At 64.4% G+C, this 14,557-nt stretch carries 34 protein-coding genes, 1 tRNA gene and 1 pseudogene; 33 read left to right on the top strand and 3 right to left on the bottom strand.

Annotated elements, in window-relative coordinates:
* The first annotated feature begins 150 nt into the window (after positions 1–150).
* Positions 151–227, top strand: a tRNA-Arg gene (locus AB5164_RS07560).
* A gap of 54 nt (positions 228–281) precedes the next feature.
* Entirely contained in the window at positions 282–722 is a 441-nt protein-coding gene (locus AB5164_RS07555; RefSeq protein ID WP_368142611.1) for a hypothetical protein, read from the top strand.
* Positions 723–881: 159 nt separating this feature from the next.
* Here the strand turns inward: AB5164_RS07555 and AB5164_RS07550 are convergent.
* The 3 genes and pseudogenes from AB5164_RS07550 to AB5164_RS07540 form a co-directional block, all read right to left on the bottom strand.
* A pseudogene (locus AB5164_RS07550) lies at positions 882–1,622 on the bottom strand (recombinase family protein); the annotation flags it as partial.
* Positions 1,623–1,721: 99 nt separating this feature from the next.
* Positions 1,722–2,618, bottom strand: a complete 897-nt coding sequence (locus tag AB5164_RS07545; RefSeq protein ID WP_368142610.1) for a hypothetical protein — start codon at positions 2,616–2,618, stop codon at positions 1,722–1,724.
* Positions 2,619–2,621: 3 nt separating this feature from the next.
* Positions 2,622–2,831 (bottom strand): helix-turn-helix domain-containing protein, encoded by a 210-nt coding sequence (locus AB5164_RS07540; protein ID WP_229028311.1) that lies wholly within the window; start codon positions 2,829–2,831, stop codon positions 2,622–2,624.
* A 141-nt stretch (positions 2,832–2,972) separates the two neighbouring features.
* On the opposite strand from AB5164_RS07540, the gene AB5164_RS07535 reads away from it, so the two are divergent.
* The 31 genes from AB5164_RS07535 to AB5164_RS07385 all read left to right on the top strand — a co-directional run bounded on the left by AB5164_RS07535 (position 2,973) and on the right by AB5164_RS07385 (position 14,268).
* Positions 2,973–3,179: a helix-turn-helix transcriptional regulator gene (locus AB5164_RS07535; RefSeq protein ID WP_195234029.1), complete on the top strand. Its 207-nt coding sequence runs from the start codon at positions 2,973–2,975 to the stop codon at positions 3,177–3,179.
* Complete coding sequence (locus AB5164_RS07530) at positions 3,180–3,305, top strand: hypothetical protein (protein WP_368142609.1); 126 nt, start codon at positions 3,180–3,182, stop codon at positions 3,303–3,305.
* On the top strand, positions 3,272–3,655 hold the full coding sequence (locus AB5164_RS07525) for a hypothetical protein (RefSeq protein WP_368142608.1): 384 nt from the start codon (positions 3,272–3,274) through the stop codon (positions 3,653–3,655). The genes AB5164_RS07530 and AB5164_RS07525 overlap by 34 nt, the downstream gene beginning before the upstream one ends.
* Before the next feature lie 212 nt (positions 3,656–3,867).
* The gene (locus AB5164_RS07520) at positions 3,868–3,993 is read left to right on the top strand and encodes a hypothetical protein (RefSeq protein WP_368142607.1); all 126 of its coding nucleotides are present in this window, start codon (positions 3,868–3,870) and stop codon (positions 3,991–3,993) included.
* The gene (locus AB5164_RS07515; RefSeq protein WP_368142606.1) at positions 3,986–4,324 is read left to right on the top strand and encodes a hypothetical protein; all 339 of its coding nucleotides are present in this window, start codon (positions 3,986–3,988) and stop codon (positions 4,322–4,324) included. The genes AB5164_RS07520 and AB5164_RS07515 overlap by 8 nt, the downstream gene beginning before the upstream one ends.
* On the top strand, positions 4,317–4,685 hold the full coding sequence (locus AB5164_RS07510; RefSeq protein ID WP_368142605.1) for a hypothetical protein: 369 nt from the start codon (positions 4,317–4,319) through the stop codon (positions 4,683–4,685). The genes AB5164_RS07515 and AB5164_RS07510 overlap by 8 nt, the downstream gene beginning before the upstream one ends.
* A gap of 2 nt (positions 4,686–4,687) precedes the next feature.
* Positions 4,688–4,900: a hypothetical protein gene (locus tag AB5164_RS07505; protein WP_368142604.1), complete on the top strand. Its 213-nt coding sequence runs from the start codon at positions 4,688–4,690 to the stop codon at positions 4,898–4,900.
* The gene (locus AB5164_RS07500; RefSeq protein WP_368142603.1) at positions 4,900–5,121 is read left to right on the top strand and encodes a hypothetical protein; all 222 of its coding nucleotides are present in this window, start codon (positions 4,900–4,902) and stop codon (positions 5,119–5,121) included. The genes AB5164_RS07505 and AB5164_RS07500 overlap by 1 nt, the downstream gene beginning before the upstream one ends.
* A complete protein-coding gene (locus tag AB5164_RS07495; RefSeq protein ID WP_368142602.1) occupies positions 5,121–6,014 on the top strand; it encodes a DUF1351 domain-containing protein in 894 nt (297 codons plus the stop codon). Before AB5164_RS07500 ends, AB5164_RS07495 begins: the two co-directional genes overlap by 1 nt.
* Positions 6,015–6,572 (top strand): ERF family protein, encoded by a 558-nt coding sequence (locus AB5164_RS07490; RefSeq protein ID WP_368147939.1) that lies wholly within the window; start codon positions 6,015–6,017, stop codon positions 6,570–6,572.
* Positions 6,573–6,575: 3 nt separating this feature from the next.
* A complete protein-coding gene (locus tag AB5164_RS07485; protein ID WP_271759502.1) occupies positions 6,576–6,923 on the top strand; it encodes a hypothetical protein in 348 nt (115 codons plus the stop codon).
* The gene (locus AB5164_RS07480) at positions 6,920–7,516 is read left to right on the top strand and encodes a single-stranded DNA-binding protein (protein WP_195234045.1); all 597 of its coding nucleotides are present in this window, start codon (positions 6,920–6,922) and stop codon (positions 7,514–7,516) included. The genes AB5164_RS07485 and AB5164_RS07480 overlap by 4 nt, the downstream gene beginning before the upstream one ends.
* Positions 7,517–7,625: 109 nt before the next feature.
* Positions 7,626–8,495, top strand: a complete 870-nt coding sequence (locus AB5164_RS07475; protein ID WP_368142601.1) for a DUF6291 domain-containing protein — start codon at positions 7,626–7,628, stop codon at positions 8,493–8,495.
* Positions 8,492–8,944 (top strand): hypothetical protein, encoded by a 453-nt coding sequence (locus tag AB5164_RS07470; protein ID WP_271759499.1) that lies wholly within the window; start codon positions 8,492–8,494, stop codon positions 8,942–8,944. The genes AB5164_RS07475 and AB5164_RS07470 overlap by 4 nt, the downstream gene beginning before the upstream one ends.
* The gene (locus tag AB5164_RS07465; RefSeq protein ID WP_368147937.1) at positions 8,941–9,351 is read left to right on the top strand and encodes a hypothetical protein; all 411 of its coding nucleotides are present in this window, start codon (positions 8,941–8,943) and stop codon (positions 9,349–9,351) included. The genes AB5164_RS07470 and AB5164_RS07465 overlap by 4 nt, the downstream gene beginning before the upstream one ends.
* Positions 9,352–9,388: 37 nt before the next feature.
* Positions 9,389–9,799, top strand: a complete 411-nt coding sequence (locus AB5164_RS07460; RefSeq protein ID WP_368147936.1) for a YkgJ family cysteine cluster protein — start codon at positions 9,389–9,391, stop codon at positions 9,797–9,799.
* Entirely contained in the window at positions 9,792–10,016 is a 225-nt protein-coding gene (locus tag AB5164_RS07455) for a hypothetical protein (RefSeq protein WP_161160813.1), read from the top strand. Before AB5164_RS07460 ends, AB5164_RS07455 begins: the two co-directional genes overlap by 8 nt.
* A 169-nt stretch (positions 10,017–10,185) precedes the next feature.
* Positions 10,186–10,317, top strand: coding sequence for a hypothetical protein (locus AB5164_RS07450; protein ID WP_368147934.1), 132 nt, complete (start codon positions 10,186–10,188; stop codon positions 10,315–10,317).
* Between the two features lie 112 nt (positions 10,318–10,429).
* The gene (locus AB5164_RS07445) at positions 10,430–10,957 is read left to right on the top strand and encodes a hypothetical protein (RefSeq protein ID WP_368142597.1); all 528 of its coding nucleotides are present in this window, start codon (positions 10,430–10,432) and stop codon (positions 10,955–10,957) included.
* A 16-nt stretch (positions 10,958–10,973) separates the two neighbouring features.
* On the top strand, positions 10,974–11,366 hold the full coding sequence (locus tag AB5164_RS07440; protein ID WP_368147933.1) for a hypothetical protein: 393 nt from the start codon (positions 10,974–10,976) through the stop codon (positions 11,364–11,366).
* Positions 11,366–11,635, top strand: coding sequence for a DUF3850 domain-containing protein (locus AB5164_RS07435; RefSeq protein WP_195234062.1), 270 nt, complete (start codon positions 11,366–11,368; stop codon positions 11,633–11,635). The genes AB5164_RS07440 and AB5164_RS07435 overlap by 1 nt, the downstream gene beginning before the upstream one ends.
* 46 nt (positions 11,636–11,681) lie before the next feature.
* Entirely contained in the window at positions 11,682–12,191 is a 510-nt protein-coding gene (locus AB5164_RS07430; RefSeq protein ID WP_368135007.1) for a hypothetical protein, read from the top strand.
* Positions 12,192–12,207: 16 nt separating this feature from the next.
* Positions 12,208–12,378, top strand: coding sequence for a hypothetical protein (locus tag AB5164_RS07425; protein WP_195234066.1), 171 nt, complete (start codon positions 12,208–12,210; stop codon positions 12,376–12,378).
* Positions 12,371–12,730 (top strand): hypothetical protein, encoded by a 360-nt coding sequence (locus AB5164_RS07420; RefSeq protein WP_368142595.1) that lies wholly within the window; start codon positions 12,371–12,373, stop codon positions 12,728–12,730. The genes AB5164_RS07425 and AB5164_RS07420 overlap by 8 nt, the downstream gene beginning before the upstream one ends.
* Positions 12,723–12,944, top strand: a complete 222-nt coding sequence (locus tag AB5164_RS07415; RefSeq protein WP_368142594.1) for a hypothetical protein — start codon at positions 12,723–12,725, stop codon at positions 12,942–12,944. Before AB5164_RS07420 ends, AB5164_RS07415 begins: the two co-directional genes overlap by 8 nt.
* A complete protein-coding gene (locus AB5164_RS07410; RefSeq protein WP_368142593.1) occupies positions 12,944–13,165 on the top strand; it encodes a helix-turn-helix domain-containing protein in 222 nt (73 codons plus the stop codon). Before AB5164_RS07415 ends, AB5164_RS07410 begins: the two co-directional genes overlap by 1 nt.
* Positions 13,162–13,329, top strand: coding sequence for a hypothetical protein (locus AB5164_RS07405; protein WP_368142592.1), 168 nt, complete (start codon positions 13,162–13,164; stop codon positions 13,327–13,329). The genes AB5164_RS07410 and AB5164_RS07405 overlap by 4 nt, the downstream gene beginning before the upstream one ends.
* Positions 13,313–13,600 carry a hypothetical protein gene (locus tag AB5164_RS07400; RefSeq protein WP_368142591.1) on the top strand — a complete coding sequence of 96 codons (288 nt, stop codon included), beginning with the start codon at positions 13,313–13,315 and terminating at the stop codon, positions 13,598–13,600. Before AB5164_RS07405 ends, AB5164_RS07400 begins: the two co-directional genes overlap by 17 nt.
* Before the next feature lie 70 nt (positions 13,601–13,670).
* A complete protein-coding gene (locus AB5164_RS07395) occupies positions 13,671–13,793 on the top strand; it encodes a hypothetical protein (protein ID WP_368142590.1) in 123 nt (40 codons plus the stop codon).
* On the top strand, positions 13,790–13,990 hold the full coding sequence (locus AB5164_RS07390; protein WP_368142589.1) for a hypothetical protein: 201 nt from the start codon (positions 13,790–13,792) through the stop codon (positions 13,988–13,990). The genes AB5164_RS07395 and AB5164_RS07390 overlap by 4 nt, the downstream gene beginning before the upstream one ends.
* Entirely contained in the window at positions 13,987–14,268 is a 282-nt protein-coding gene (locus AB5164_RS07385) for an HNH endonuclease (protein WP_118205783.1), read from the top strand. Before AB5164_RS07390 ends, AB5164_RS07385 begins: the two co-directional genes overlap by 4 nt.
* The last annotated feature ends 289 nt before the right edge of the window (positions 14,269–14,557 follow it).

The following is a 14,557-nucleotide window of genomic DNA, read 5'->3' as shown; positions in this document are numbered from 1 at the left end:
GTATCGGGTTCCCACATTCATCCGTACATGTACGGATGAATGTGGGAGGTGTTCGGATAAAGTCGATAATCAAGGTCTTCCTCGGAATTGCAAAGCTTTTTCTTTTATTTTGATAGCCCGTGGTGCACTTGGGTATAATACCAAACGTTGGCCCTATTAGCTCAGGGGATTAGAGCGTCTGCCTCCGGAGCAGAAGGCCGTTGGTTCGAATCCAACATGGGGCACCATTCCAATTTTGCTCGAACCCGCTGGATGTCCAATCTGGCGGGTTCGCCCTTTTTATGGTAGTTCAGCGTGACCAGTATCTCGTCCTCCGAGACGACAGCCTGCCACACGAACGCCTTCAGCAGCGTCGCGTCGTCGAGCGCCGTCCCGCACTGCAGGAAGTCGGCGAAGCGCTCCGGGTCTATCCGCTCGTCCGTGATGGCCTCGAGGTCGTACCTCGCTCGCGCCTGCTGCTCTTCCAGCTCGGCTATGCGCTCGTTCACGCCCGGCGCTATCACGCCCTGCTCGATGGCGTTGAGGATGTTCCTCAGGCCCCTCTCGGCGGCCCTGAGCGAGTCCTCCGCCTGCCTGCGGCGAGCCCGCACCTCGGCCGTGTCCGCGCGCTCCGCTACCATGTTGGCTATCTGCAGCGCCTCGCCGCGGTCGCCGAGCAGCCCACGCAGCGCCGAGGCTATGGAGCCCTCGAGCTCCTCGCGCCTGATGTTGCGGACGCATGACCCCGGGCAGCTGTAGTACTCGTACTTCACGTTGTTGCGGCCCCTGCCGCTCACGCCCTGCAGGTTCCTGCCGCATTCCGCGCACAGCGCCGCCCCCGCGAGGGCGAAGTCGCCCCAGCTCTCGCTCGAGCGCTGCTTGCGGCACTTGATTCCCTGGACCTCCATGAACGTCACCTCGTCCACTATCGCCGGCATCCCGCCCTCGCGGACGATGCCTCCCCACTCGTATCTGCCCGTGTACCTTCGGTCGCGCAGCATCTGCTGCACCATCGCCTGGCCGCACGGGTTGCCCTTGCGCGTCCTGAGGCCGCGCCGCGCGAACTCGCGCGCTATCGCGTTCATGGACATGCGCTCAAGCCTCAGCGCGAAGGCCTCGCGCACCCACGCCGCCTGCGCCTCGTCGACCTCGTACTCGTCGTCCTCGTTCCTGCGGTAGCCGAAGATGCGCACGCCGTTGGTCTTGCACTTTAGGGCGTTGCCCTCCATGCCGCGCTTGGTGCGTATCGCTGTCTTCCTCGATTCGCAGGCGGCGAGCCCCTCGAGCAGCTTCTCGTAGATGATGCCCTCCGGGCTGTCGGGTATCTGCTCGAGCGCCGAGACCAGCTTGACGCCGTGCGTGGCGAGCTCGCGCTTGTATATCGGCGCGTCGTACTCGCCGCGGCTGAAGCGGTCCATCATGTAGACGAGGACGATCTCGCTCTCTCCGGCGTTGGCTATCATCCGCTGGAACTCGGGGCGGTCGTCGGTGCGCCCCGACACGGCGCGGTCGCAGTACTCCGCCGCGACCTCGTAGCCCTCGCGCGCGCACCACTCGCGGCAGACGCGCAGCTGGTCCTCGATCGAGGCCTCGCGCTGCCTGTTGCACGAGAATCTCGCGTATATCACTGCCTTCTTTGGCATAATGTGGATGTCACCCTTCCTTCAAGTTGAGTTTGCATGGGTGTACTGGTTGGATGCCCTGTCGGCTATAGCGGTACCGGCGCTGCCGACGGGGCTCTTTTATCTTCCGAGATAGACAACGGTCACCCTCCATATGGGAGAGCCATCGTGACCTTCTCGCTTTTGGCAGCAGGCGAAATAGGGGCGTTCGCCGGCATGCTCGGCGAGGGTCTTGTAGTGCACGCACCTCGCGCTGACATCGGCTGCCATCGACCCATCCACAAAGACGGCGACATGCGGTTTCGCCGTTGACCCGCGAGGAGTCGGGATCAGCTCCGTGGAGACCTCGACCGGAAATACCCCGCTTTTTCTCATGCCGGCCCACTTGTCATCCTCGATGTAGACACAGTCTCCGTCCACGCCCACCGGCAGTTCTCGCCCGCACGCCTTCGACAGCTCAAGCCTGGTGCGTTCCGATAAGGCGGCCGACTCGCATTCGGGGGAATGCCTTTCCTCGAAGCTGACGTCGCGCCCAAGGCCTTTGCAGGCATCGAGCCACGCGAATATCTCCTCGGGCTCGTCGATCATCATGACGACGGTCGGGATTCCCTTGGCGTACCATCCCGTCATTCTGCACGACACAGTGATCCTGTATCCGAGCTCCGTAATGTCCTTGATCGTGTTTCCGAGAGCCGACGCTGCCCCAAACACCTTTCCTTTGTATGCGAGCGCGAAGCCGTCGTCCGTGGTGTCCCATACGCCACCCGTGAGCTCGCTTCTCAGCCGCATTGGCTTCGTCACGACCTCGGCATCGAACACATCACCTTTACGAATCTTCCTCAACGGCTCGCCGTAATAGACGTATACGGGTCGCTCACACTCACCGCGAAACGATATGGACTTGCCAACGCCAACCTGCTGGCCAATCTTAGCGGCAGCAGCGTCCCCTATCATATCTTTCGCCGTGCTGAGAGCGGCGTTAGCGGCGGCTCTCGCAATGTCACCGAACAGACCCATAGGTCATTCCCCCTCGTCCCACGAACCAGTCCCAAGCAACTCATCGACAGAGCACCCATAGAATCTGGCGAGCTTCACAAGCTTCGTTCCATTTATCTCGCGCTGCCCGTTTTCAATCATCGAGTACATGGGTACGCCGATGCCGAGTGCGCTGGCAACCTCTGGCTGCTTCTTCTTGTATTTGAGCCTCGTTTCTTTGAGGCGAAACTTCATGCCCACGGTTACCTCCTGTTTCTAAGCGTGAGCATATTGTACAAAAAGATTTACAAATAGTGAAATCATGCTTGCAAACAGCTGAGCACTAATCTATATTCACGTATTGTGAAGTTCACAAATAGTGAAATGGAGGTGCAAATGAATCCCATTGCTAGCGAACGTGTCCGCATTGGTCTCAGTCAAGAGGACCTGGCAGAGAAGATCGGCCTCAAGAGTCGAGCTACTGTCGCCAGTTATGAGAATGGAGGAGAGATCCCCGGCTCGAAACTGGTGGCGATGACTCGCCTGTTTAAGTGTTCGGCTGACTACCTACTCGGTCTTACCGACAACCGGACGGTGTCCTAAATGGACGCCAAAGAACACGATGAGAAGCCCAAGACCCCGCGCGAGATAGCGCTCGACACCATGTGCTCGACGCTCCGGGCGGCGTACCGGGAATGGGAGAGGAAGGAGGGGAGCAGGAGACAGTGAGGCCATGGTCGACACGTGAGATCCGGTACCTGAGGGAGCACGCCGGCGACGGAGCCAAGGAGATAGCCAAGGCGCTGGGGCGGACTACCGAGGCCGTGAAGCTCCAGGCGCGGAAGTGCGGCATATCGCTCCGGCAGCGCTGGATGTGCCCGAAGTGCGGGCGCATGACGTTCAAGCCGCTGAACAAGGCGAACGGATGGTGCGCGGAGTGCACTAAGGAGAGCCACGTGGCAGACCTCAGGGAGCAGGCCAGCGCGATGCGCGAGGAGGCGGCGAGGTCCAAGCGGAACGACCGCGAGCGGCAGAGGTGCTACAGCGCCAAGAGCCGCGCGAAAAAGTCCCAAAAATAAAGACCCTAAAAAGCACCCTAGCCCTGACCTGCGGAAACATCAGAAGGGAACACAAGATGTACACATACAAAGAAGCGAGCGCCCCCAGCTACCAACTTGTGAGCACTCGCCGAAACAGCCCCAGACATGAGGCTCAGACCATCATAGCACCCAAGTCATACCGACCGACCGTCCGCGAGCAGCTGGACTCCGATGCGTTCAGGGCGGGGGCCATGGTCGGCTTCATCGCCGCCGCGGTCCTGTTCGCTGTGGTCCTGACCGTCTTCGTCCTCCCGACGATGGACGGCGCGGTCCAGGCCGCCAAGGCCGCATGCGCTGCGGGGGCCGTCAATGCGTAACGACGAGAGGTACCGCCAGAAGCCGATGAGCAACCAGCTCGAGATATTCGGCCTCGGCGCGGACGGCGAGCAGGACATGGCCGAGGCGCGCGCATGGATAGGCGAGCACCCGCGGGCGTGGGGCTTCATGGTCGAGCAGGCCACCCGCCTCAACCGCAAGGGCTACGTCTCGATCAACTACCTCATCCACATGGTGCGCAACGAGCTGCACGTGGGCGTGAAGAACGGCCTCGCGCCGAGCCTCGCCCGCATCATGGAGGCGCGCTACCCGCACCTGAGGCACGCATTCAACAAGCACCGCTCCAAGAGCGACGGGTTCGTCGATGAGTAGGAGCAGGAGGACCGCCAAGGACGCGGGCACGAGGTTCGAGCGCCTGGTCGCCGACTACCTCGCCGGGAGGCTGGGGGCCGACATCGACAGGCAGGTCAAGACCGGCTCGAGGGACACGGGCGACATCCGCGGCGTGTCGGTGGCCGGGCGGGGCATCGCGATCGAGTGCAAGGACTACCAGGGAAGGCACGAGCTGCCCAAGTGGCTGCGCGAGGCGGAAACCGAGCGCAGGAACCGCGGGGCGGACTACGGCGTGGTCGTCTGGAAGCGCCGAGGCACCGCCATCCCGGGTGAGCAGTTCGTGACCATGACATTGGAGACGTTCGCGGCGATGCTCGCGGGCGCAGACAGGGAGGAATAGCAATGGAGAGCACAAACATACCGGTGGAGATCGAGGCCAAGTTCAAGCAGGCCACCGTGCGGGGCGGCGTCGCCGTCCTGCAGTTCGAGGTCGACACGGAGGACAGCGCGGCGTTCGACGCCATCCGCAAGAGCGGTGAGGAGGTCTGGCTGTCCATCCAGAGCAAGCAGCCCCAGATCCTGTTCGTTAGCCACGACGGGGAGGTGACCGAGTGATGGAGGACTACAAGGGGATGTTCGCCGAGCTGGTCGAGCTCGCCACGGAGGAGCAGGCGATGTTCGCCGTCTCGCTCATAACGAAGTCCGACGAGGCGTTCGACAAGTTCATGGACGCGCGCGAGAGGCTCGCCAAGTGGATCGTCGAGCACGCGGTGGTCATCGACGAGGCGCTAACCGAGAGGAAGTACAACCGGATGCTCAACGAGGAGGTCAGGTAATGTCCGAGGAGAACGGGGCCGAGGAGGTCGTGGCCGAGGTCATCGAGGAGCAGGGGGCGCCCGACCTCGTCGTCACGTACTCGCCGTCCGTCATCAGCGCGAACTTCGACGCGATGGAGGACAGCATCCGCGCGAAGGTCGCGGACTACGAGGGCGCCAAGTACGACCTGACCAAGGACGAGTCCATCAAGGAGGCCAAGAACGACCGCCACTACCTCAACGGCCTGAAGAACGAGATCGAGGAGCGCCGAAAGGCCGTGAAGCGCGAGTACAACAAGCCGCTCGCCGCCTTCGAGAAGCGCTGCAAGGAGATCACGTCCATCATCGACGGAGCGTCGGACGGCATCAAGGCGCAGCTCGACGGGGCGGAGGAGAGGCGCAGGGCGGGCGCGAGGGCCGCGCTCGAGGCCCACTACAGGGAGTTCGCCGAGCTTCTCGCGCCGGTCGTGCCCTACGAGCACCTGCACGACGACAAGTGGCTCAACAAATCCTTCGGCGAGGTCAAGGCGAAGAAGGCCCTCGAGGAGAAGGTCTCCGCCGTCGCCCGCGACTGGGACACGCTCAAGGCCCAGCGCGGCTCCATGGCCCATTACGAGGTCGCCGAGCGCGAGCTGTTCCGCACGCTCGACCTCGGCTCGGCGCTCAACGCCGCCCGCGCCGCCGACGAGGAGGACGCCCGCATCGCCGCCATGCGCGAGGCGGTCGAGTCCAGGCCCGCGCCGCGTCCCGTTCCGAGGCGCCAGGCTGAGCCCGCCGTCGCGGCGCGCCCCGAGCTGTCCTGCGCTTGGACGGTCGAGATCCCGTCCGCCACGCGCTCGCAGATGGAGCAGCTCGCCGCGGCGCTGCGCGAGCGCGGAATCACCGGCACCATCAAGTGCAAGGGGGTGTGTTAGATGGACGACGAGAAGATGACGCTCTCCCAGGCGATAGCCAAGGTTCAGCGCTCCGTGACCGTCCCCAAGGCGCGCTACAACGCGTTCGCGAAGTTCAGCTACCGCTCGTTCGAGGACATCGTCGCCGCGCTCAAGGAGCCCTGTAAGGAGGCGGGCGTGGCGTTCACGCTCCACGACAACATCTGCAAGGTGGGCGACCGCTACTACGTCGAGGCCACGTGCACCCTGTTCTTCGTGGACGGGCACGGCGAGAAGAAGGAGTTCAAGGCCTACGCCCGCGAGGCGGAGCACAAGAGCGGCTCCGACGACGCGCAGGTGACCGGGATGGCGTCGAGCTACGCGCGCAAGTACGCGCTTTGCGGCCTGTTCGCCATCGACGGGCAGAGCGACCCGGACGCGCTGTCGGACAAGCCCGAGAAGGAGCCGCCCGAGAGCGGCGGCTTCACGGCGAAGTGCAAGGCCTGCGGCACGGCCTACGCCTTCGAGTCGAAAGAGCAGTACGAGGAGTTCAAAAAGCACCCCGGCTGCTGCGCCACGCCGACGTGGCGCGTCCTGTAGGCCATGCAGGACATGTACGCGCAGCGCGAGGAGCTGTTCGGGCGACTCATGGCGGAGCTGGACACGCTCAGGCGGACCGGCCAGCAGTACGCCGAGAACGAGGCGGACTACCGCAAGGCGCTGCGCATCGCCATCCTCGAGGAGCGCTCCAAGGGCACGCCGGTGACTATCATCGGCGACCTGTGCCGGGGGCGCGAGGAGATAGCCGAGAAGAAGCAGCTGCGCGACTGCGCCGAAGCCCTCTACAAGGCATCGAGCGAGGCGATCATGGCGCTGAAGCTGCGAATCAAGACAGTAGACGCCGACATCCAGAGGACATGGACGAGCGGCGGAGAGGAGACATACAGATGAGCATCAACAGAGTGGTCGTGTCGGGCAATTTGACCCGAGACCCCGAGCTGCGCGTCACGCCGGGCGGCACGCAGGTGCTGGGCTTCGGCGTCGCGGTCAACGACCGTCGCCGCAACCAGCAGACGGGGGAGTGGGAGGACTACCCCAATTTCATCGACTGCACCATGTTCGGCAACCGCGCCGAGGCGCTCTCGCGCATCCTGCGCAAGGGCATGAAGGTCGCCATCGAGGGGAAGCTTCGCTACAGCTCCTGGGAGGACAAGAACGGGGGCGGCAGGCGCTCGAAGGTCGAGATCATCCCCGACGAGGTCGTCCTCATGAGCCAGAACCCCAACGGGCAGCAGGCGCCTCAGCAGTACGCGCCGCAGGGCTACCAGCAGCAGGCGTACCCGCCCCGACAGGCGCCGCAGCCCGCGCCGCAGGCGTACGCCCCGCATCCGGCGCCCCAGCAGCCCGCGCCGCAGTGGAACGCCCAGCAGGCCTACCAGCAGGCCCCGCAGGCGGTACCGCAACCGGCACCGCAGCAGGCAGCGCCGCAGCCGGCACCCGCCCAGCAGCAGCTGGACGTGTACGACGAGGACATCCCGTTCTGATGGGGCGCTTACCCGACACCATCCGTGACCACTGGGAGGCGGCCCTTTTCGCCGCCTCCTTCTCCTCGGGTTTCCTGTTCTTCTCTTCGCTTCTTTGGGGGTGGTTCTGATGGCAAGCAAGTTCACGTGGTTCCCGAAGCTCACCGCCGCCCTCGAGCGCGTGCCGGAGGGGCCGCGCGGGGAGCTGTGCTGGGCCATCATCCAGTACGGCACCAACGGCATCGAGCCGGAGTTCGCCGACTGGGCGCTCAGTGCCGTGTTCGAGAGCCTCCGCGAGGACATCGACAACAGCCTCGCCGCCCGCAACAAGAACAAGGGCGGCAGGCCGCCGAAGTCCAGTAAGGCCGAAACGGGGGTTTCGGAGGATGCGGAAACCTCGGAAACGGGGGTTTCGGAAAACGGAAACGGGGGTTTCGGGGTTTCGGAAACTACCGAAACGGGGGTTTCGGAACCTGAAAACCCCTCCTTATATACCAATCCATACCAGTCCATACCAAGCCAGGCCATTCCAGTGCAGGGCAGTGCGGACGCGTGCGCCGCGCCCGAGGGCTTCGAGCCGCCGACCGCCGAGGAGGTCGCCGCGTACTTCGGGGTCAACTGCCTCAACGGCGACCCGCAGGCGTTCTTCGACTTCTACGCGTCTCAGGGCTGGCGCAAGTCGAACGGCATGCCTATCTCGGACTGGCAGCCGCAGGCCCGGCAGTGGCACCGCCGCCAGCGCGAGCTCGACGCCGAGGCCCGCAGCCGCGGCAAGCCCACCGCCTCGGAGGTCGAGGCCGCGACGTTCAGGCCGACCAGGACGCCCGAGGAGGCACTGGCCGAGCAGGAGCGAAGGTGGGCGTCCGAGCACCCGGGCATCGACCCGGCCAAGGTCGAGGCCCCGCGGGGCACGACCGCGGGCAGGGCGGAGTTCGGGCTGTACCAGGACGCGCGGAGGCTGCTGGCCGCCCGCGCCGCGTGCGAGAGGAGGCTCTCATGATCCTCGACGCGGGCCTGCTGAGGGGATGGCCGAAGGAGCGCGCCGAGCTGTACGGCAAGCCCCACCTCGGGGCGAGGTACACGCACGACACGGCATACGAGCCGACGCAGGCCCGGTGCGCGGTGTGCGGTAGGCGCGCCTCCAACTGCCACCACGTCGCCCGCAGGTCGTGGGGAAAGACGTTCAGGCTCGTCACGCCAAACGGGGTGTGGGAGCTGCGCAGCCCGCTGTTCGCCCTGTGCGGCTCCGGCACGACCGGGTGCCACGGGAAGTTCCACGACGGCGGCCTCAGGGCCGAGTGGGTATGGCGCACCGGGGCGGCCGAGGAGGCATGGTGGTCCGGCACGATGCTCAGGGAGTACCCGCCGCACAGCCCCGACCTCTACATGTTCGGCTACTGGGCCATCACCGACCGTTACGGAAACGAGATCATCCGAGAGGTGAAATGACGATGGAGATCACCAACTGCGAGCAGTACGTGCTCGCCGAGCTTGACTACGAGCAGCGCCGCAACGAGCGCCTCGCGGCCGAGAACAACAAGCTGTTCAAGCAGCTCGACGCTATGACAAAGAGGGCGAACGGCTACAGCCGGATTATCAACCGCCCCAAGACGCCCATCGAGGCGCTGGCCGACAAGGTCATGCGCGAGGAGATGCTGACCCGCTTCACCTACGCCGAGGTCACGGACGTCAAGAGCGCGTTCAGCGGAAGGCTGCTCGACTTCGACGAATGGTGCCACGATGCGATGCGATATGTGGCGCTGGCGGACGGCGTCGGCGAGGAGGAGTTCACCCGGTTCATGCGCCGGGACCTCAAGAAGATCTACGACAAGAAGGTGGCCAAGAGTGCCGAGTAGAGGCCGCCGTGCCCGACAGGAGCGGCAGGGCGGGCCGATGAATGACGAGAAGGCCATCGCCGCGGCCATCCACGCCGGGCTCCAGAGCGACGACGTGACCGACCTGTACTCGGGCGACTGCAGGGGCTGCGGCGAGTGCTGCTCGCGCTTCCTGCCCGTGAGCCCGTTCGACCGGGTGCGCCTCGAGGTGTACGTGCGCCGGAACGGAATCGAGCCCGCCGAGCCCAGGGCGGAGTACGACCTGCTGTGCCCGTACCTAACGGACGGGCGCGAGTGCGCGGTCTACGCCGCGAGGCCCGAGATCTGCCGGGCGTACCGGTGCGACAGGCACAAGAGGGGCGAGCTGGGCATGTTCTTCGGCGCGGAGTGCGCCGAGGTGACCGACATGCGCGAGCTCGCGGAGGCGATGGCCCGCGACGTCTACAGGAAGGAGCAGGGGAATGGCTAGGAACGTCTACGGCGGCTACTGCCGCGAGTGCGGCAGGTGGACGCCTCCCGGGTTCGGGCACTTCGAGCGCTACCGCGGCGGCTGGCGCGTCCACTGCGTCGAGTGCGCGAGCGGGCGGAAGCTGCCGCCCGAGGGAGACCAGGCGGCGCAGGACATGCGGCGCCACGTAAGGAACATGGTGAACGACGGAAGGTACGGGAAGAGGGGATACAGATGACGGGGAACGAGAGGCCGGACATCTATGCGGACGGACTCCGGGAGGAGCGCTGTGAGAACTGTCTGCACTGCTGCGCGACGGTGCTGCGCACCGTCCACGGCGTGGAGCGCACCGAGTACGAGTGCGGGCGGCGCCCGGAGTTCGTGCACCGCACGCAGGGGCTCGCCAGGTGCAACTACTGGGAGTCGCGATGAGCGGATGGGATGAGCTCGGCCGCGAGCAAGACATGGCCGCGGCGAGGGCCGTCGGCTACCTCGAGGGCATGTACGACGTGGCCGTCGTCAGGAAGAGGGTGGCGTAGATGCGAGTTCTTATCGCCTGCGAGGAGTCGCAGCGCGTGGCGCTTGAGTTCCGGAAGATGGGGCACGAGGCTTACAGCTGCGACCTTGAGGAAGCGGGGGGGTCACGACCTCATGCACCTCAACGTCGACGCTCTCCAGATGCTCAAGCTCAGGTGGGACCTGGTGATCGCGCACCCGCCATGCACGTATCTCACCGTCACCGGCAACCGCTGGTTCGACGAGGGGAAGTACGGCGACAGAGCGCGCGAGCGCAAGGCTAACCGTGAGGCCGCCGTCGAGTTCTTCATGGCGTTCGCCAAGTGCGATGCGCCGCACGTCGCAATCGAGAACCCCGTCGGCTGTATGAGCACAAGATGGCGCAAACCGGACCAAATCGTGCAGCCGTACATGTTCGGCGACCCGTTCGAAAAGAAGACGTGCCTGTGGCTGAAGGGGCTCGAGCCGCTCAAGCCGGCTGATGAGGTCGAGCCTGAGCCGCGCAAGGTCTTCAAGTCAGGCAACTCCATGCCGGCATGGTACGCGGACGCCTGGCATCTGCCGCCACACGAACGCGCCAAGGTTCGCAGCCGCACGTTCCCGGGCATCGCAAAGGCGATGGCCAACCAGTGGTGCGAGCAGATCGGGATGGAGGGCGTATAACGCCAGATAAGGAGGAATGATGATTCAACTGCCAAAGGATGCCGACGGTCGAGAGATTCCGCTAGATACCAAGGTGCTGTACGGCAGCGGCGGCACGGCCCGAAACATCGTGTACTGGGTGTACACGGTCGATTCCGACCTCGAGAAAGAGTGGGGGAACTGCTGGCGCGCGGTCACGGACGCGGGCAGGAAACTCGACGCCGAGCTCATGTACCTCACCGAACCCGACAGCTGGGAGAAGCTGGAAGAGGACTTGGACAAATGCGTCGCAGAAGGCACCGCTTGCACGTACTTCAGCAAGGATGGAACCTGTCAATGTTGTTCTCTCAGCAATATAACAACTGGTTGCTCTCCGAAAGTGATTGAGGACATCGTATCCCGCATCCGCAAGCTGAGGGGTGAGGCCTGATGGCGACGCACAGGCTCAAGATTCAAGAGCAATACGCCGACGCCGTCCTGAACGGCACCAAGACGTTCGAGATTCGCAAGAACGACCGGGGTTACAAGGTCGGCGATGAGATCGTATTCGACGTTGTCACGAACGAAGGCTACGCCGTCGGGGAAGCAGCCAGGCATCCGCTCAACGGTGAAGTCTACCGAATCGACTACATCCTCGACGACTTCGAGGGCCTTGCCCAGAAATACGTGGCGCTGGCCATATCCAAGGTGGACGAATGATTACCGATGAAAAGCGCCGCGAGGCGGCGGCGAAGGAGGTATAGCCATGGCATACAGCGACTACGGCGCGTTCGTGTACCTCAACGGCGAGCGCAGAACCGACAAGGAGGACGTAGGCGTATACGACACCGACGAGGGTTCCCTGCCTACTGGACTCCGCGTGTACGCGAACATCATGAAGCACCATGACGGATTCGAGTGGTTCGAGTTCTCGCACCATGGAGTCATGGGCGACGGCAATGTCCGCGTCGGGTGCTACAAGCAGGGTTGGCCGGAGGTCTACGAGTGGGAGGACGGCGAGGACAAGCCGACCATATACACGTTCGATGCCCTTTCCCGCAGGTTCGGGTGGGACGGTTACGAGGAGTACGGCGACACGAGGTACGCCGCAGACGAGTACGACGAGGAGTTCGACTTCCTTGGATGGCACTTCCACTTCTGGGGCGACGATACCGGCGGTACTCCGAGGTACGGGGCGACCATGAGCCGCGACGGAGAGACCTGGGAGTGCGACTACGACTGTATGTTTGGAGCTGGTTTCGATGACATTCACTAGCGAAGAGCGACGCGAGATGGCTGAGAACCTGCGACACCTGACCATCGGCCACTCCATCCAGTACAAGGAGCAGTTCTTCGACGAGCTTGCCGAGGTGGTGGTCGGCTTCGAGGACTACCATGACTTCGATGTTGTCCTCGATAAGCTCGCTGATCTCATTGACCCGGAAGGGGGAGACGATGATTAACGACGAGGAGCGCAAGCGAGCGGTGGCTGAGTTGCGCGAAGCATCGACCGGGGCATACCGCCACGTTGATTCACTCGACGTGATTGCAAACTCAATCGGCGTCGAGGTGGACGGCAAGTTCATTCACGAGGTTGAGAACGAGACGTACGCGGCCCTTGCAGACCTAATCGACCGTCCGACATGTCACAACGTCGCCGACTACACCAAGGAATCATTCAAGTGCTCAGAGTGCGGGTGCCGCGTGCTGGTGCCCGGCGACAGGCCGGACAGTGTGCTCATAGTGACCTCCGAGGCGTTCCCAGTCGACTGGTACTCATGCCCGGTCTGCGGGGCGGTGGTCCTCGATGAATAAGAGGGTGTGCGCGACCTGCTCGCGCTTCGCCTACGCGCCGGCCGCCAACCAGAACGTCGGCGTGTGCGCCATGCGCGCGGCCTCCGCGTTCAGGTGCGACGGCGACGGGACGCGCATCGCGTTCGAGCTGGACGTGGAGAGGGCGGCGGGCGCCATCGTGGCCGACGCGGCGCGCGCCTGCTGCCCGTCATACGAGAGGGGGAGGCGCAGGTGATGGCGGCCGAATACGTTCTGGATGCCGAGAAGATTGCCCACTGGAGAGTCGACAACCACGTCCCGCTCAAGCAGCTGGCGCGCGCCGCCGGCGTCAACCTCAGCAGCCTGAGCCACGCGATCCGCGACGGCAGGGAAGTGAAGATGAACCTGCTACTCAACCTCGCGGAGGCGATGGGCGAAGACCCGCGGGACATCGTGAGGAAGAAGGAGGCAAAATGAGATTCGAGATTACCGAGTGCCACATCATCGACGTGCCGGACGGCGAGCTGGAGGACGTGGACGACCCGCTCGAGGAAATCAAGGACGACGCGCACTGGTTCATCGAGCAGTACGAGCGCGAGGCATGGTGCGAGGAGGTGACCCGTCTTGGACGCCAGCTATGAGCCGAATAGCGGCTACAACCTGCCGCCGGGATGCCTCGATGGCGACATCGACAGGCGCTTCGGGGAGCGCGGCCCGACCTGCGCCGAGTGCAGGCACATGGTCGAGTGCTGCTGCGACTACGGGGTCTGCGGGCTCGAGTTCGACCGCGCCTTCGCCGAGGACGGCGAGGCCGACGAGGAGCCGGCGTTCGTCGCCGCGTGGGCGCTCGGGTGGATACCGAACCACATGAGGGACATGCAGGAGGCGGCGTGCGACATGTTCTGCGGCTGATGCCGCTGGCGGCGCTCGCCGTGGTTCTGACCGTTCTCGTGCGCATGGCGTGCGGGTGAGATAGGAGGGAATGGAAGAGATCGGCAAGCTCATCGGCAAGCTCATCGGGTGCCTCATCATGGCCGCGCTCGTGCTGCTGTGCGTCGCCGCCGTCGTGTGGTGCTGGCGGGTGCTCGCGGGGATGGTCGCATGAGCGCCGGCGAGAGGGTTGCGCAACAGCTCCGCGACGCCGCGGCCCTGCTGGAGTCCATGGCGGACGACGTGGCGGGGGACATCGACGAGAGGTTCGTGCTGCCGCCCATCGCGATCACCATCAAGATAGGAAGCACCGACGAGACCCCGACCCTGTCGGTGAAGAAGGACTACCTCGCGAGGAAGCGCCTGGCATGACGTGGAGCTCCAACGGCAACGCCGAGCGCAAGCTCAAGGCGAGGCTCCGCGCCGAGGGCAGGCCGTGCCACATATGCGGCCAGCCCATAGACTACAGCCTGCCGCCCGGCACGCCGTGGAGCTTCGAGGCCGACCACGTGGTGCCGAGGGCGAGGGGCGGCGCGGTGCTGGACTACGCGAACCTCGACGCGGCGCACCGCATCTGCAACCAGAGGAAGGGCAAGCACATGCCGGGCGACGCGAGGCCCGTCGAGATAAGGCGCACGAGGCTGTTCTGAGTGCTTGAGACAACTGAATAGGCGGGGTTGAAAGCCTAACTGGAGGCGCGGTCGTTTGCTCGGCTGCGCCTCACTGCTTTTTTTGGGGCGCTGAGCCGCCGATGGCGGGGGCATCGCCCCTCCCCGGGGGTGCACGGACACCCATCGCCGCCAGTGCCGATTTCCCCCCGCCCCATGACCCCAGGGCGGGGTAGGCCGCGAATCTCACCCGCATCGCACAATGCGGGCACGAGAAAGGAGGCCGGGATGCCGGAGATGCCGGAATCGGTCGCATCCGACGACTATCAAT

Origin of the sequence: Collinsella aerofaciens, from assembly GCF_040915425.1 — a bacterium.
Classification (GTDB): domain Bacteria; phylum Actinomycetota; class Coriobacteriia; order Coriobacteriales; family Coriobacteriaceae; genus Collinsella; species Collinsella aerofaciens_BW.
The sequence above is the reverse complement of the archived record's forward strand: the minus strand, read 5'-3'. Positions and strand labels throughout refer to the sequence as shown.

Coding starts and splice junctions, on each gene's coding strand:
- AB5164_RS07415 (WP_368142594.1), top strand. CDS start 12,723: ATGAATAAGAGGGTGTGCGCGACCTGCTCGCGCTTCGCCTACGCGCCG.
- AB5164_RS07495 (WP_368142602.1), top strand. CDS start 5,121: ATGTCCGAGGAGAACGGGGCCGAGGAGGTCGTGGCCGAGGTCATCGAG.
- AB5164_RS07460 (WP_368147936.1), top strand. CDS start 9,389: ATGAATGACGAGAAGGCCATCGCCGCGGCCATCCACGCCGGGCTCCAG.
- AB5164_RS07435 (WP_195234062.1), top strand. CDS start 11,366: ATGGCGACGCACAGGCTCAAGATTCAAGAGCAATACGCCGACGCCGTC.
- AB5164_RS07410 (WP_368142593.1), top strand. CDS start 12,944: ATGGCGGCCGAATACGTTCTGGATGCCGAGAAGATTGCCCACTGGAGA.
- AB5164_RS07455 (WP_161160813.1), top strand. CDS start 9,792: ATGGCTAGGAACGTCTACGGCGGCTACTGCCGCGAGTGCGGCAGGTGG.
- AB5164_RS07430 (WP_368135007.1), top strand. CDS start 11,682: ATGGCATACAGCGACTACGGCGCGTTCGTGTACCTCAACGGCGAGCGC.
- AB5164_RS07470 (WP_271759499.1), top strand. CDS start 8,492: ATGATCCTCGACGCGGGCCTGCTGAGGGGATGGCCGAAGGAGCGCGCC.
- AB5164_RS07425 (WP_195234066.1), top strand. CDS start 12,208: ATGGCTGAGAACCTGCGACACCTGACCATCGGCCACTCCATCCAGTAC.
- AB5164_RS07390 (WP_368142589.1), top strand. CDS start 13,790: ATGAGCGCCGGCGAGAGGGTTGCGCAACAGCTCCGCGACGCCGCGGCC.
- AB5164_RS07545 (WP_368142610.1), bottom strand. CDS start 2,618: ATGGGTCTGTTCGGTGACATTGCGAGAGCCGCCGCTAACGCCGCTCTC.
- AB5164_RS07505 (WP_368142604.1), top strand. CDS start 4,688: ATGGAGAGCACAAACATACCGGTGGAGATCGAGGCCAAGTTCAAGCAG.
- AB5164_RS07440 (WP_368147933.1), top strand. CDS start 10,974: ATGATGATTCAACTGCCAAAGGATGCCGACGGTCGAGAGATTCCGCTA.
- AB5164_RS07510 (WP_368142605.1), top strand. CDS start 4,317: ATGAGTAGGAGCAGGAGGACCGCCAAGGACGCGGGCACGAGGTTCGAG.
- AB5164_RS07465 (WP_368147937.1), top strand. CDS start 8,941: ATGACGATGGAGATCACCAACTGCGAGCAGTACGTGCTCGCCGAGCTT.
- AB5164_RS07500 (WP_368142603.1), top strand. CDS start 4,900: ATGGAGGACTACAAGGGGATGTTCGCCGAGCTGGTCGAGCTCGCCACG.
- AB5164_RS07555 (WP_368142611.1), top strand. CDS start 282: ATGGTAGTTCAGCGTGACCAGTATCTCGTCCTCCGAGACGACAGCCTG.
- AB5164_RS07475 (WP_368142601.1), top strand. CDS start 7,626: ATGGCAAGCAAGTTCACGTGGTTCCCGAAGCTCACCGCCGCCCTCGAG.
- AB5164_RS07385 (WP_118205783.1), top strand. CDS start 13,987: ATGACGTGGAGCTCCAACGGCAACGCCGAGCGCAAGCTCAAGGCGAGG.
- AB5164_RS07445 (WP_368142597.1), top strand. CDS start 10,430: ATGCACCTCAACGTCGACGCTCTCCAGATGCTCAAGCTCAGGTGGGAC.
- AB5164_RS07485 (WP_271759502.1), top strand. CDS start 6,576: ATGCAGGACATGTACGCGCAGCGCGAGGAGCTGTTCGGGCGACTCATG.
- AB5164_RS07480 (WP_195234045.1), top strand. CDS start 6,920: ATGAGCATCAACAGAGTGGTCGTGTCGGGCAATTTGACCCGAGACCCC.
- AB5164_RS07420 (WP_368142595.1), top strand. CDS start 12,371: ATGATTAACGACGAGGAGCGCAAGCGAGCGGTGGCTGAGTTGCGCGAA.
- AB5164_RS07515 (WP_368142606.1), top strand. CDS start 3,986: ATGCGTAACGACGAGAGGTACCGCCAGAAGCCGATGAGCAACCAGCTC.
- AB5164_RS07405 (WP_368142592.1), top strand. CDS start 13,162: ATGAGATTCGAGATTACCGAGTGCCACATCATCGACGTGCCGGACGGC.
- AB5164_RS07490 (WP_368147939.1), top strand. CDS start 6,015: ATGGACGACGAGAAGATGACGCTCTCCCAGGCGATAGCCAAGGTTCAG.
- AB5164_RS07540 (WP_229028311.1), bottom strand. CDS start 2,831: ATGAAGTTTCGCCTCAAAGAAACGAGGCTCAAATACAAGAAGAAGCAG.
- AB5164_RS07530 (WP_368142609.1), top strand. CDS start 3,180: ATGGACGCCAAAGAACACGATGAGAAGCCCAAGACCCCGCGCGAGATA.
- AB5164_RS07535 (WP_195234029.1), top strand. CDS start 2,973: ATGAATCCCATTGCTAGCGAACGTGTCCGCATTGGTCTCAGTCAAGAG.
- AB5164_RS07520 (WP_368142607.1), top strand. CDS start 3,868: ATGGTCGGCTTCATCGCCGCCGCGGTCCTGTTCGCTGTGGTCCTGACC.
- AB5164_RS07525 (WP_368142608.1), top strand. CDS start 3,272: ATGGGAGAGGAAGGAGGGGAGCAGGAGACAGTGAGGCCATGGTCGACA.
- AB5164_RS07395 (WP_368142590.1), top strand. CDS start 13,671: ATGGAAGAGATCGGCAAGCTCATCGGCAAGCTCATCGGGTGCCTCATC.